The organism is Nonomuraea sp. NPDC003727 (assembly GCF_053586935.1).
On sequence record NZ_JBSFNE010000033.1, the window covers coordinates 1 to 12599 of the forward strand.

Annotated in this window: 14 protein-coding genes; 4 read left to right on the forward strand and 10 right to left on the reverse strand. The window is 70.3% G+C overall.

The window, feature by feature from the left end; all coding sequences use genetic code 11:
* Nucleotides 1-251: 251 nt before the first annotated feature.
* From ACWDLG_RS42530 to ACWDLG_RS42560, 7 genes are all read right to left on the reverse strand, one after another.
* Entirely contained in the window at nt 252-1013 is a 762-nt protein-coding gene (locus tag ACWDLG_RS42530; protein ID WP_449930956.1) for an ABC transporter permease, read from the reverse strand.
* A 9-nt stretch (nt 1014-1022) separates the two neighbouring features.
* The gene (locus ACWDLG_RS42535) at nt 1023-1787 is read right to left on the reverse strand and encodes an ABC transporter ATP-binding protein (protein WP_449930958.1); all 765 of its coding nucleotides are present in this window, start codon (nt 1785-1787) and stop codon (nt 1023-1025) included.
* A complete protein-coding gene (locus ACWDLG_RS42540) occupies nt 1787-2200 on the reverse strand; it encodes a DUF1048 domain-containing protein (RefSeq protein WP_449930960.1) in 414 nt (137 codons plus the stop codon). The genes ACWDLG_RS42535 and ACWDLG_RS42540 overlap by 1 nt, the downstream gene beginning before the upstream one ends.
* Entirely contained in the window at nt 2197-2532 is a 336-nt protein-coding gene (locus ACWDLG_RS42545) for a PadR family transcriptional regulator (protein WP_449930962.1), read from the reverse strand. The genes ACWDLG_RS42540 and ACWDLG_RS42545 overlap by 4 nt, the downstream gene beginning before the upstream one ends.
* A 627-nt stretch (nt 2533-3159) precedes the next feature.
* Nucleotides 3160-3486, reverse strand: coding sequence for a DUF1048 domain-containing protein (locus tag ACWDLG_RS42550; RefSeq protein WP_449930964.1), 327 nt, complete (start codon nt 3484-3486; stop codon nt 3160-3162).
* Between the two features lies 1 nt (nt 3487).
* Nucleotides 3488-3844, reverse strand: a complete 357-nt coding sequence (locus ACWDLG_RS42555) for a DUF1048 domain-containing protein (protein ID WP_449930966.1) — start codon at nt 3842-3844, stop codon at nt 3488-3490.
* Nucleotides 3841-4167 carry a PadR family transcriptional regulator gene (locus ACWDLG_RS42560; RefSeq protein WP_449930968.1) on the reverse strand — a complete coding sequence of 109 codons (327 nt, stop codon included), beginning with the start codon at nt 4165-4167 and terminating at the stop codon, nt 3841-3843. The genes ACWDLG_RS42555 and ACWDLG_RS42560 overlap by 4 nt, the downstream gene beginning before the upstream one ends.
* 399 nt (nt 4168-4566) lie before the next feature.
* Here ACWDLG_RS42560 and ACWDLG_RS42565 point away from each other — a divergent pair, with 399 nt between their 5' ends.
* On the forward strand, nt 4567-5952 hold the full coding sequence (locus tag ACWDLG_RS42565) for a S41 family peptidase (RefSeq protein ID WP_449930970.1): 1386 nt from the start codon (nt 4567-4569) through the stop codon (nt 5950-5952).
* 396 nt (nt 5953-6348) lie between these two features.
* Here ACWDLG_RS42565 and ACWDLG_RS42570 read toward each other — a convergent pair whose 3' ends face one another.
* Together ACWDLG_RS42570 and ACWDLG_RS42575 are read right to left on the reverse strand one after the other, a co-directional pair.
* The gene (locus tag ACWDLG_RS42570) at nt 6349-7461 is read right to left on the reverse strand and encodes a hypothetical protein (RefSeq protein ID WP_449930972.1); all 1113 of its coding nucleotides are present in this window, start codon (nt 7459-7461) and stop codon (nt 6349-6351) included.
* A gap of 432 nt (nt 7462-7893) precedes the next feature.
* Nucleotides 7894-7971: an FKBP-type peptidyl-prolyl cis-trans isomerase gene (locus ACWDLG_RS42575; protein WP_449931080.1), complete on the reverse strand. Its 78-nt coding sequence runs from the start codon at nt 7969-7971 to the stop codon at nt 7894-7896.
* A gap of 310 nt (nt 7972-8281) precedes the next feature.
* On the opposite strand from ACWDLG_RS42575, the gene ACWDLG_RS42580 reads away from it, so the two are divergent.
* Nucleotides 8282-9298 carry a zinc-binding alcohol dehydrogenase family protein gene (locus ACWDLG_RS42580; RefSeq protein ID WP_449930974.1) on the forward strand — a complete coding sequence of 339 codons (1017 nt, stop codon included), beginning with the start codon at nt 8282-8284 and terminating at the stop codon, nt 9296-9298.
* Nucleotides 9299-9420: 122 nt separating this feature from the next.
* On the opposite strand, the gene ACWDLG_RS42585 is transcribed toward ACWDLG_RS42580, so the two are convergent.
* Nucleotides 9421-10365, reverse strand: a complete 945-nt coding sequence (locus tag ACWDLG_RS42585; RefSeq protein ID WP_449930976.1) for a nitroreductase/quinone reductase family protein — start codon at nt 10363-10365, stop codon at nt 9421-9423.
* 77 nt (nt 10366-10442) lie between these two features.
* Here ACWDLG_RS42585 and wrbA point away from each other — a divergent pair, with 77 nt between their 5' ends.
* Together wrbA and ACWDLG_RS42595 are read left to right on the forward strand one after the other, a co-directional pair.
* A complete protein-coding gene (gene wrbA, locus ACWDLG_RS42590; protein WP_354921399.1) occupies nt 10443-11114 on the forward strand; it encodes an NAD(P)H:quinone oxidoreductase in 672 nt (223 codons plus the stop codon).
* A 26-nt stretch (nt 11115-11140) separates the two neighbouring features.
* Nucleotides 11141-12568, forward strand: coding sequence for an MFS transporter (locus ACWDLG_RS42595; RefSeq protein WP_449930979.1), 1428 nt, complete (start codon nt 11141-11143; stop codon nt 12566-12568).
* Nucleotides 12569-12599 lie beyond the last annotated feature (31 nt).

Below are 12599 nucleotides of genomic sequence, written 5' to 3' on the forward strand. Positions count from 1 at the left end.
TCGTGCCCGTCGGGGAAGGGGAAGCGGCTGATCGGACCGTGCTCGCGCGCCTCGATCAGCTCCTTGGGCGGGTCGAAGGGACAGCCGGGCTGACGTGCCGTCGGCATCGTGCTGACAGTGTGGAGGGATTCAGTCATGATCTTTCCTGGGTTCGCGATGGTATGTGTCGTGTGGAGCTCGAAGGATGCGTGCAGGGAATGGAGGCCGAGCCACATGCTCCGGCCCACGGTGGAGGTCGTTCGTCATCCGCCCTAGGAGATCTTGCGGCGGTAGGTGTTCATGGCGAAGCCGTACGCGACGATGAGGATGCCGACGCACCAGGCCAGGGCGATCCAGATGTCGGTGCCGACCGGCTGCTGGGTGAACAGGGCGCGGATGGCGTTGACGATGGAGGTCACCGGCTGGTTCTCGGCGAAGACGCGCACCGGGCCGGGCATGGTGCCGGTGGGCACGAAGGCCGAGCTGAGGAACGGCAGGAAGATGAGCGGGTAGGAGAACGCGCTCGCGCCTTCCATGGTCTTGGCGGACAGGCCGGGGATGACGGCGATCCAGGTCAACGCCAGGGTGAACAGGATCAGGATGCCCGCCACCGACAGCCACGCCAGCACTCCCGCCGAGGAGCGGAAGCCCATGAGCAGGGCCACGAGCATCACGACCACGAGCGAGATCAGGTTGGCGACCAGCGAGGTCAGCACGTGCGCCCACAGCACCGACGACCGCGCGGTCGGCATGGACTGGAAGCGCTCGAAGATACCGCCCTTCATGTCCATGAACAGCCGGTACGCGGTATAGGCGATGCCCGAGGCGACCGTGATGAGCAGGATGCCGGGCAGCATGTAATTCACATACGAATCCGATCCTGTCCTGATCGCGCCGCCGAACACGTAGACGAACATCAGCATCATGGCGATCGGCATGATCGCGGTCGTGATGATGGTGTCCGGGCTGCGCGTGATGTGGCGCAGGGACCGTCCCAGCAGGACGGCGGTGTCGGTGAAGAAGTGCTTGCTCATCGTTGTTCCTTATGCCTTCGTGCCGACGAGGGTGAGGAAGACGTCCTCGAGGGTCGGCTGCTTTTCGACGTATTCGACCTTGGCGGGCGGGAGCAGTTGCTTGAGCTCGGCCAGGGTGCCGTTGACGATGATCCGGCCCTCGTGGAGGATCGCGATCCGGTCGGCGAGCTGTTCGGCCTCGTCCAGGTACTGCGTGGTGAGCAGCACCGTTGTGCCGCGGCCGGCGAGTTCCTTGACGGCCTGCCAGACCTCGATGCGGGCCTGCGGGTCGAGGCCGGTGGTCGGCTCGTCGAGGAAGATGACCGGCGGGTTCCCGATGAGGCTCATCGCGATGTCCAGGCGGCGGCGCATGCCGCCGGAGTACGTCGCGACCTTCCGTCCGCCCGCGTCGGTGAGCGAGAAGCGGGCGAGCAGCTCATCCGCGATCACGCCCGGATCCTTGAGATGCCGCAGCCGGGCGACCAGCACGAGGTTCTCCCGCCCGCTGAGGATCTCGTCGACGGCGGCGAACTGCCCCGTGAGGCTGATCGATTCACGTACGTCCGTGGCCTGCGTGGCGACGTCGAAGCCGTTCACCCGTGCCGTCCCCGCGTCAGCCTTGAGCAGCGTGGACAGGATCTTCACGGCCGTGGTCTTGCCCGCCCCGTTGGAGCCGAGCAGGGCGAAGATGCTGCCTCGCGCCACGGTGAAGTCCACGCCGCGCAGCACCCGCAGCTCCTTGTACGCCTTCTCCAGGCCCTGCACCTGGATCGCCGCAGCTTGCTGTGTCGTCATCAGTCCGTCCTGTCCTTTGTCGTGGTGTTCTCGCCGGCGGCGCGCTCGATGGCGCTGGTGAAGCGGTTGCGCTCCCGGGTCCTGTACTGGCCGAGGGGGTAGTTGGCCACGAACGCCTCGACGAACTCCACCGGGTCCGCGCCGAAGATGTCGCGGATCGGGGTGCCGTCCGCCGCGCCCTGCTCGAACAGCTCGGCAAGGTCGTCGTACATCGCCATCGCACCCGCGCCGTCGGCCGGCCCGAAGTGCATCAGATACCGCTCCAGCGCTTCGACCGCGATGCGGTAGTTCTCGGGAAGCTGCTTGATGCGTGCCTTGTACTGCCGGTAGCGCTTCTTCTCCTCCAGCGACCCGGTGACGATCTCCAGGTACTGCAGGTAGCGGCTCTTCGGCTCGTTTGGTCCTGTCGTCATGTCTGCTTGCCTCCCTCGTGGAGCTGTTCGAGCCGGTCGGCCAGGAAGCTCCAGGTCCGCCGGAACTCTTCGAGGTACTCCCGTCCCTGAGCGTTGAGGGAGTACACCTTGCGCGGCGGCCCCTTCTCCGACGGGACCTTCTCCACGTCGACCAGGCCGCGTTGCTCGATCCTGACCAGCAGCGCGTAGATGGTGCCCTCGGCGATGCCGGAGAAGCCCTGCTCTCGCAGCCACGCCGTGATCTCGTAGCCGTACGCGGGCCGGCCGGACAGGATCGCCAGGACGATGCCCTCCAGCGTTCCCTTGAGCATCTCCGTCACGAGCTTGCCCATGGGACACCTCCCCTTTCGGCTACTTCGTGACACTGACTACCGGTACAAAGTAACACTCACTACTGGTACCTAGCAATACCGAATAGCTGAGAGCAAGAAGCGTGGAGCGAGTCCGTCATCCCTCAGGCCAAGACGGGCTCCGTCGGCCCACCGGAGAGTTCGTTCGTCGCGGACGAGGCGGGAGCGCCCGCGACCACGAGTGCGCAATCACTGAACGGTTCATGGCGTCCACCATCACCGAAAGCGCTGACACGAGGCCGTTGCCGTGCTGACACGGCACCGCAGCAGCAGGCCTACTCACCGCCGGGACATCCGCCGGCCTGGCACGCCTCCCCGATGGGGGTTCGGAGGATCCTCCCCGACGTCTTCACGGATCGGGGTCCCGTTCGCCGCGCGCTGCTACGGCAGGCGCGGCCTCGGGAGGGTGTTCAGGCGCCCCCCAGCACCTCTGGGGTCCGTCCAACGGAACGGCGCCTACTCGCAGAAGACGCGCAAGTGGCCATCGGGCTGCTCGAGCTCCACGATCGCCCCTCCGGCGCCGGCCAAGGCCCGGCTTCAGCAGTTACCCGGTCCTACCGCTCTGCTGCACAGCCCAGCGCCCGCCGGCGCCTTGGTCGGCGACGGGTGTTACTTCCCGGCCGTGCCGGGTTGCCCGCTGATGGACTCCTGATAGATGTCCGCGTAGGTGCGCGAGTCCTTGACCAGGTCGTCGCAGAAGGCAGCGACGTCGTTGCCGATGAGTTCCAGGACTCCCTTGCCGGCCGCGACGCCCTCCTCGAAGAAATCGACGATCCCTGAGAGCAGGGACCCGTCAGGCAAGTCGATCGGTCCGACCTTGAAGAGGTACCTCTGAATCTCCTTGTAGACGATCTGGTAGTCCGGCGGGAGCGCCTTGACCCGGGCCGTGTGCGCCCGCCACTGCTTCTTGCCCTCGATGATGTCCTGGATGCCCACGTCAGCCTCCCAGCCGGCCCAGTTTCCTTGCGACGTTCCTGTTCAACTGCTCGCGCCACCGGTCGCGATGGCTCCGAGCCCCTTCTCCGCCGGCCAGCGCCGCGCAGAAGCCCTCGATGTCGTCACCCAGCACCTCGTGAACGCTCTGCCCATCGGAGGCTGTCTCTTCGAGCAGCCCCAGAGCATTGTCGAGAATCGGCATCAGGTTGCGGCCGGTGAAGTCCGCGTAGGGAAAGAGGTGACCCTTGATCTTCTCCCACGCCGCCCGGTAGTCGGCCGGCAATGCCGCGGCCCGGGCTTCGAACGCCTTCCACTCCCTGGTGAGATCGCCGCCTGTCACGGTCTCCCAGAAGTTCATCTGCCGCCCTCCTTGAGCTTGTCGATCCGCGAGGAGACGTACTCCCATTTGGCCCAGAACCTCACGAGTTCTTCGCGCCCCGCGTCGTTGAGCGCGTAGAACTTGCGCGGCGGGCCCATCCCGGAGGGTCGTTTCGTCACCTGGACGAGCCCGTTCTTCTCCAGCCGCAGCAAGATGGTGTACACCGTCCCCTCGACGACGTCGGTGAAGCCGAGTTCGTTCAGCCGACGCGTGATGGCGTACCCGTAGGTCTCCTCGCTGCCGATGATTTCCAGCACGCAGCCCTCAAGCGTGCCCTTCAGCATCTCCGTCAGGTCGTCCATCGTGGGTCCTCTTCGGTCTCCTGGTACTTTGTAGTACCGAGTACCACTATACAGTACCACAGAGTAGTGAAACCAATGCCCAGCGAGCGGCGGCAGGAATTCGAACCCGACCTCGATCGAGGCGACCGACTGGGACCGGATCGTGGTGCTCTACGAGGCACTTGGCCGGGTCGCACCTTCGCCGGTGGCTGGAGCTGGCGGCCCGGCTGTGCGCCAACCAGCGCGAACGCTCGGTGCTGCTGCGCAAGGCGGCCACGCTGAGCTGACTTCTCCAGCTCGGCCAGCCGGGACTCAATCGGGCCCCGGATGCATGCCGCCCTACATACCCGCGATCCGGTTACAGCGGCGTTAACCGTTCCGTTCACCGCGGCGTAACCCGCCTTCGGCCACCTTGGGCTCGTGATCAGAGTCCTTTGCTCCGCCATCCTGCTGACGGCCTGCTCGATGTCCGCGCCGGCCCCGGCCGCCCCGCCGCCCCCGGTCGCCCAACTGGCCCTGCCGGTCCCGGTCGCCCGGCCGGCGCCGACGTCCACGCCGGCCGCCGGCTGCGCCGCCATCACCGCACCACCACCGGCGCCGGCGCCGCCGACGTCGGTGAACACGCTCCGGCAGGCCTACTTCTGCGTGCTGGACAACTACTACAGCGGCCCGGCCATGGATCCGAAGGCGCTGTTGAAGAGCGCCTTCGCCGCCTACACCCAGGACCTGATGCGGCACGGCGCCGACCGGGCGGACCTCCGGCTGCCCGCCCTGACAGGCAACCGCGACACCGACTGGGACGCCGTCGCCAAGGTGCTCGGCACGGGCGAGCCTGCCGCGCTACGCGCCGCGATCACCGGCATGGTCGCCGGCCTGCACGACAACCACGCCCGCTGGATCAGGCCAGCCCCGCCGCCGCCGGGCGGGCCGGCAGGAACGGGCATCGTGGGCCTGTCGGCCCTGCAGGGACCGCGGCTCGACCCCGCCGCCCGGCCGCCGCTGTACATCACCCGCGTGCTGCCCGGCAGCCCCGCCGCCAAGGCCGGCATCAGACCCGGCGACATCGTGGTCAAGGTCAACGGCGTGCCGGCGTTCGTCGGGGACACCCCGAACCAGGGCATCATCGACGCCTTCACCTCCAGCACGGTACGGCTCACGCTCAGGCGCCCCACGACGGGACGGACCCGCACCGTCGAAGTCAGGCAGGGCCCCATCACGCCACAACCCCCAACGGTGACCTCCAGGCCGCTGCCCGGCGGTGTCGCCTACGTCCACCTGCCCGGATTCTTCGAAGGCGCCGCCGACCAGGTCATCGCCAAGCTGCCGGACAAGCCGAAGGCCGTGGTCCTCGATCTGCGTGGCAACGGCGGCGGGTCACCTCGGGAGGTGACGCGGCTGCTGAGCGCGTTCGCGCACGGCAAGGTCACCAGCTACTTCTGCTCGCTCAAGGGCGACTGCGTCCCGAACCGGACCGACGACACCGTGCCGCTTCTGGGCCTGCGCCTGGTCGTCCTCACCGACCGCGCCTGCGCCTCGGCCTGCGAGGACTTCAGCGCAGCCGTCAAGGACAACGGACTGGGCACCCTCGTCGGGACCCGCACCGCCGGAGCCGTCTCAGGTCCGGCCGAGGGGTACCTTCTCGACGACGGCAGCGTCCTGCTCCTGCCCAGGTTCAGGCACCTCGGGCCCGCCCGCGAGATCATCGACACGATCGGCGTGCCGGTCGACCACCACGCCCCCATGACCGCCCTCGACCTGGCCGCCGGGCACGACCCGGGCGTGGCCAAGGCCCTTGAGCTTCTGTAGAGCCGCCCAGGGCAGGCCCCGCGACCGGGGCCGAAGGCAGTCGTCACTTCGCCGGTTCGCGGTGGGTGGCGACCTTGTCGCCGCGGCCGCTGGGCGCCCTCCTGGAGACCGTCCGACGGGAACCAGGCGTGGTGCACCCGGATCCGGTACGGCCCCTTGCGGCCGTTGAGCGCGAGGCCGGTCGGTCGGAGTGGGGAACCAGGAGGAAGCCGAGCGGCCACGGCCGAGGCGAGCCCTGCCACGGCGGTCTGCGTACGTGCGGATGTGGTGCCCGGCCCGCGCGTGAAGACGCTGATCGACACGGCGCGGCCGGGTGAGGGGGTGCTCGCGGCCCTGGTGCACGCCGATGACCCGCAGCCGGTGGGCGCGGCCGAAGGCGCTGTCGGACGCCTGGGGTCAGGCGATGGTGAGCGGCCCGTCGACCAGGTACGCCGCCAGCGGACCGGTCATCTGGGAGCGTGCCGGCGGATGCAGGGCCAGCCCGTTGGCGAAGGTGGCGAGGTAGCCGACCTCATCGGAGCCCGTGGAGTCGAGGTCGGCGAGCAGTTCGACCGCGCGCGGGACCATCCGGGAGAGGGCGTCCTGCACGCAGTACCGGACGTACAGCGAGTCGGCGAGCGTCGACTCGTCCGGGCCGCCGTCGTCGATCCGGCGGGCGACGCCCTCCGCGGCCGACATCGCGCCCTCGGTCTCCACCAGCAGCCGGACCCGCTCGGACTCGGGCACCCGGTTGTCGAGCAGCACCCGCTCGACCAGTGCGCTGGCGGCCCCGAGGTAGCTGCCCGTCATCAGCAGTTGGAACCAGGCGAAGCCCGCGGTCAGCAGTACGTCCAGCTGCCCGTCGAGGTCCGAGGTCCGCACCAGCAGCTCCGGCGCCACCAGTACGTCGTCGAGAGTGACCTGCTCGCTCCCCGCCCCCGCCCCGCTGACGGTCAAACCCTCGCTTTCCGCCGGCACCAGCGCCACCGCCAGTTCCTCGCCCTCGCCGTCCGAGCGGGAGACCATGACGCTGGCGGCGAGCAGGTACATCGACCGGGCCAGACTGTAGGGGCGCGTCACCCCGTTGATCAGTACCCCGTCGGGCCCGTCCGTGGCGGTCATCGAGGGGGAGAGGATGCCGGCGTCGGGGCGCTCCTCGGCGAAGCCGTACGCCACGAGATAGTTGCCGGCAGCCAGCCCCTCGACAAGCATCGACTCCGCGCCACCGTCGTGCGCGGTGGCAAGACCGACCAGGGTGGCCATCGAGAAGTGGTGCATGGTGATGGCCACGGCCAGCGACGGTGTCCTGCTACCCAGTGCGCGCTGCACCCGCAGGGCGTCCAGGGCGGTGGCGCCCCGCCCCTGCTGGGAGATCGGCACCAGCAGCCCGGGGCCGCCGCCGTCGCGGAAGAGCTGCACGCCGGGGCTACTCGGATCCTCCAGCTCCATGAGGGGTAACGCCCGCAGGCTCTCGTCCAACCCCGGCAGCAGCTTCGCCACGGTGGCGCGTTCCCGCTCCAGAAATCGCATGTCCTCCCCCATTCGTCCGGGACGACCACCCCGGTCGGTGGCCCAGGCCGGCTCACAACGCCCGAGGTGGCGCGGCAGCCGCCACACCGCCCCGGGGCCGGGCCGCCCCCGGAGGCCAATGTACTTCGGCAGTACCGCGTGCGGCGGCCCTTGAACCACACGCGCAGCGGCACGTCGGCGGACGCGGTCGGCCTCGCGGCGTCCGCCTCGGAGGTGGAGGTTCCCGAGCTTCTTCGCACCGCGCTCGGTCCGTGCCGGTGACCGGCGCCACGGAACCGTCGCCGGGCGCGAGGAGACCGACCACCTCGTGGCCTGTCGGCAAACGTCCCGGTGCCGGTACGCGTAGCCGGGTGTGCAGGTCAGAATCCCCGACGGGCAGCTGGGGCACGCCTTCGTCCCACCCCTTGATCACTCTGCCGACGCCGATCTGCGTCACGAACGGGCCCCACGATCGCGGGAGGAATCAAACTTCGTGCCGTCCTCGAGATTCCCGACGTAGTGAATCGCCACCTCGCCCCCTCACTGGAGGAAGTCTCGCCGTCTCCCGGCGACAGGCGTGCTGTCGTGACCCCCATACGTGCCGTCTTCCGCTGGATGATTCTCACGCAGCTCGGCGAGGCCGCTGGGATCAGCCGCCAGTCCGCCCGGGAGCGCCGGCGGCGCCTCATCCCCGAACAGCTCGGCGGGCGGGGGCACGGGTCGGCGGCCGGGGCGGCGGCGCAGCCGTCGTCACGCCGACCGTCGCGGCGCCGGGCTCAGTACGGCAGGAGCCGGGCGAACCGAGGGGTGAACGGCGGCGGCCGCGTGTGACCATGGGGAGATGGACGGCACGATGACGGCCTGGGTGGTGCGGCGTCCAGGCCCCATGGCGAAAGCGCCGCTGGAGAAGGTACGCCTGCCCGTGCCCGAGCCGGCCGCGGGCGAGGTGCTCATCCGGGTCGAGGTGTGCGCCGTCTGCCGTACCGACCTGCACCTGGCCGAAGGCGACCTGCCGCCGCGCCGCCCCGGGACGGTCCCGGGGCACGAGGTGGTCGGCCGGGTCGCCGGCCGCGGTCCTGGCGCCGACCTGCTCGCCGACGGCACGCGCGTGGGCGTCGCGTGGCTGCGGGCCACCTGCGGCACGTGCCGCTACTGCGCGCGCGGCGCGGAGAACCTGTGCCCGTTCTCCCGCTACACCGGCTGGGACGCCGACGGCGGCTACGCCGAGTACCTGGTCGCGCCGCAGGACTTCGTCTACCCGCTGCCCGGCGACCAGCCCGCCGACGCGCTCGCGCCGCTGCTGTGCGCGGGCATCATCGGCTACCGGGCGCTGCTACGGGCCGAACTGCCGCCGGGCGGGCGGCTCGGCGTGTACGGCTTCGGCGCCTCCGCCCACCTCACCACGCAGGTCGCCCTCGCCCAGGGGGCCACGGTGCACGTGATGACCCGCGCGGAGCCGGCCCGGCGGCTCGCCCTGGAGCTCGGCGCCACCTCCGCGGGTCCCGCCTACGCCGCTCCCCCGGAGCCGCTGGACGCCGCCATCCTGTTCGCCCCGGTCGGCGATCTGGTGCCCGTGGCGCTGGCGGCCCTGGACCGCGGCGGCACCCTGGCCGTCGCCGGGATCCACCTGTCCGACATCCCGCCGCTGGTCTACCAGGACCACCTGTTCCAGGAGCGCACGCTGCGCAGCGTCACCGCCAACACCCGCGAGGACGGGCGCGCCCTGCTGGAGTTCGCCAGCCGGCATCCGCTGCGCGTCACCACCGTCCCCTACGGGCTCGACGAGGCCGACCGCGCCCTGTCGGACCTGGCGGCCGATCGGGTGACCGGCGCCGCCGTTCTCCAGGTCGGCGCGTAGTCGCCCTCCGGGGCGGCACGACCGGAAGGCGACGGCTGGTCGGTTCGACCGACGAGACAAGCTGAGAGAGCGAATGCGACCCGGGCCGCGGCGATGACCTGCCGGGGCCCGGGCCGCTTCGGTCAACCGAGTGTGCGGCCGGCGTGATCCCCGCTGACCGGTTCGAGGACGAATACCGGGATCTGGCGGTCGGTCTTGCGCTGGTAGTCGGCGTAGTCCGGGTACGCGGCCACCGCCCGGCGCCACCATTGGGCCTTCTCCTCGCCGAACACCTCGCGCGCCCGGTACTCCCCGGTCGCCGTGCCGTCCTGGAGCTCGACGACCGGCTCGACGACCAGGCTGGCGTACCACTGCGGGTTGGCCGGCGCGCCGCCCTTGGACGCGACGGCCGCGTAGCGCCCCTCGTGCTCGACACGCATCAGCGGCGTCTTGCGGACCTTGCCGGTCTTGGCGCCTCGGTAGGTCATCAGCACGGTGGGCAGGCCACGGATGGTGACGCCGTCGGTCGTTCCGGTGCGCATGATCTGCTCGACGTGCTCGCGGACCCACGCCGACGAGCTCGGCTCGTAGTCGCCGGTCAACGCCATGCTCCGAGCAACGCGCCTGGTCGCGATCTCGCGACCGGACCGTGCCGGCGGCCTGGTGTCCACGTTGCCGGTCAAGGTCCTGAGGATGCCGGGCAGGTCTGCCACCGTTTGGGCGGGCAGGCCGGCCACGGTCTCCTCGGCCAGAGCGCACCACAGCTGCTTGACCTGTCCGGCCAGCGCCTTGCCGCTGTCGGTGAGTTCGACGATGCTGGCGCGCTTGTCGGAGGGGGCGGGTACGCGGCGGATGTGGCCGGCGGCTTCGAGCTTGCGCGTCATGAGCGTGACGCTGGGCGGCTCGCAGCCGAGCGCCTCGCTGAGCTGCGCCTGGATCATCGGGCCGGTCCGGTCGAGTTCGAGAAGGAGCGCCTCCTGGCCGGGGTGCAGGCCGAGCGGGGCCAGCAGTGCGGCGGCCCTGGCCCGGTGGCGCAGGCTCAGCAGGCGGATGGCCTGGTTGAGGGTGTCGGCTTGCTCGAAGTCCATGGGCTCTCCTTGACAGATTAGTTATGCAGATAACATTATCCGCATAACTAATCCTATGCGACATCGAGGGAGACGACATGTCCGTGAAGGTCGCCGTCATCTACTACAGCGCGACAGGCACTGTGCACGCACTCGCGCAGGCCGTCGCCGAGGGCGCCGCCTCGGCCGGAGCCGAGGTGCGGCTGCGGCGGGTCGCCGAGCTGGCGCCCGACAGCGCGATCGAGCAGAACCCGCTGTGGCGGCAGCACGCCGACGCCGCCGCGTCGATCACCCAGGCCTCGGTCGAGGACCTGGCGTGGGCCGACGCGTTCGCGTTCGGGACGCCGACCCGGTTCGGCGCGCCGGCCGCGCAGCTGAAGCAGTTCATCGACCAGGCCGGCGGGCTGTGGCGGGAAGGGAAACTGGCCGACAAGCCGGTGACGGCCTTCACCTCGGCGTTCAACCGCCACGGCGGCAGCGAGGCCACGATCTTGTCGCTGGGCAACGTGTTCTACCACTGGGGTGCGCTGATCGTCCCGCCCGGCTTCACCGATCCGGTCGTGTACGCCGCCGGCGGCAACCCCTACGGCACGTCGTACGTGACCGGCCCGACCGGAGACGGCCCAGACGCCGCGGCGCTCGAAGCGGCCAGGTACCAGGGGCGGCGGTTGGCCCAGATCACCATCCGGCTGCAGGAGGACGGTCGCGTCACCGATGCCGACGGCAACGCCCCCGCACCCCTGGCCGCGGCAGCCTCCCGGACCGCGTGAGCGGCGGGATCGGCAAGGAGGAAGTCATGACAAGCACCAGCACCGCATCTCAGCGGGCCAGGTCGCACGCCGGCCTCGCCTGGTTGATCCTGTCGCTGGCATGCGCCTGCCAGTTCATGGTCATCCTGGACGCGTCCATCGTCAACGTCGCCCTGCCCTCGATCCGCGAGGAACTCGGCTTCACGCCCACCGGCCTGGCCTGGGTGGTCAACGGCTACCTGCTCACTTTCGCCGGCTTCATGTTGCTGGGTGGCCGCGCCGCCGACCTGTTCGGCCCGCGCCGCATACTGATCATCGGGCTGTTGTTGTTCTCCGCCTCGAGTCTGGCCGGCGGCCTGGCGACCACTCCGGAGATCCTGGTGGCGGCCCGCGTGGTCCAGGGCATGGGAGCCGCCATGATGGCCCCGGCGACACTGGCCGTGATCAACACCACCTTCACCGAGCCGCACGCGCGGGCCAAGGCGTTCGGCGCATGGTCCGCCTCGGGCGGTGTGGGCGGGATGGCCGGCGCGGTCGCGGGCGGCGCCATCACAACCGGACTGTCGTGGCGGTGGGTCTTCCTCATCAACGTGCCGATCGGCGCGGTGCTGATCGGCGTGGCCGTGATGTCGCTGGCCGGCATGCGAACCGGCCGGCGCGAACCGCTCGACCTGGCCGGCGCGCTCACGGGGACGGCCGGGCTGGCCGCGCTCATCTACGGGGTCATGCAGAGCGCCGATCACGGCTGGACCTCCCCGCTGGTCGTCGGGCCAGTGGGGGCGGGCCTGCTCCTGCTCGTCGTCTTCACCGTGGTGGAGGCGCGTCTCGCCGGCCGGCCCATGGTGCCCCTGCGACTGTTCAAGATCCGGGGAGTGGCCGTCGGCAACGGCATGCTCCTGCTGTTCGGCGGAATCGCCATCGCGATGTGGTACTTTTCCTCGCTCTTCCTGCAGAACGTCCTCGGCTTCAGCGCGCTTCAAGCCGGGCTCGGGCAGACACCCGCGGCGGTGACGTTCATGGTGATCGCGCGATGGGCCGCCGCCCTGCTGCCGCGAACCGGCGTGCGCCCGCTGGTGCTGGCCGGCAGCGCCTGTTTCCTGACCGGGTTCGGCTGGTTCTCCCTGGCCAACGCCGACAGCGGCTACGTCACGAGCGTGCTCGGGCCCACGCTGCTCATCGCGGTCGGCATCGGGCTGACCTTCCCCACCCTCATGGCCGCGGCGACCGCCGACGTTCCCGAGGGCGACGCGGGGATCATCGGCGGCCTGGCCAACACCGCCAGCCAGGTAGGCGGGTCGATCGGCCTGGCGGTGCTCGCGACGGTCGCCGGCACCCGAGCCGCGTCGGAGACCGACGCGAGCTCGCCGGCCGCCGCCCTCGCCGCCGGCTACGACCTGGTCTTCCTCATGGCGGCCGGGCTCGGCCTGGCCATCGCGGTGGTCAGCTTGCTGCTGCCGCGGCACCGGCGCGGCTGACCGCCGGCGACGCCTCACCTGAGTGGTACCG

Coding starts and splice junctions, on each gene's coding strand:
- ACWDLG_RS42530 (WP_449930956.1), bottom strand. CDS start 1,013: ATGAGCAAGCACTTCTTCACCGACACCGCCGTCCTGCTGGGACGGTCC.
- ACWDLG_RS42535 (WP_449930958.1), bottom strand. CDS start 1,787: ATGACGACACAGCAAGCTGCGGCGATCCAGGTGCAGGGCCTGGAGAAG.
- ACWDLG_RS42540 (WP_449930960.1), bottom strand. CDS start 2,200: ATGACGACAGGACCAAACGAGCCGAAGAGCCGCTACCTGCAGTACCTG.
- ACWDLG_RS42545 (WP_449930962.1), bottom strand. CDS start 2,532: ATGGGCAAGCTCGTGACGGAGATGCTCAAGGGAACGCTGGAGGGCATC.
- ACWDLG_RS42555 (WP_449930966.1), bottom strand. CDS start 3,844: ATGAACTTCTGGGAGACCGTGACAGGCGGCGATCTCACCAGGGAGTGG.
- ACWDLG_RS42560 (WP_449930968.1), bottom strand. CDS start 4,167: ATGGACGACCTGACGGAGATGCTGAAGGGCACGCTTGAGGGCTGCGTG.
- ACWDLG_RS42570 (WP_449930972.1), bottom strand. CDS start 7,461: ATGCGATTTCTGGAGCGGGAACGCGCCACCGTGGCGAAGCTGCTGCCG.
- ACWDLG_RS42580 (WP_449930974.1), top strand. CDS start 8,282: ATGGACGGCACGATGACGGCCTGGGTGGTGCGGCGTCCAGGCCCCATG.
- ACWDLG_RS42585 (WP_449930976.1), bottom strand. CDS start 10,365: ATGGACTTCGAGCAAGCCGACACCCTCAACCAGGCCATCCGCCTGCTG.
- wrbA (WP_354921399.1), top strand. CDS start 10,443: ATGTCCGTGAAGGTCGCCGTCATCTACTACAGCGCGACAGGCACTGTG.
- ACWDLG_RS42595 (WP_449930979.1), top strand. CDS start 11,141: ATGACAAGCACCAGCACCGCATCTCAGCGGGCCAGGTCGCACGCCGGC.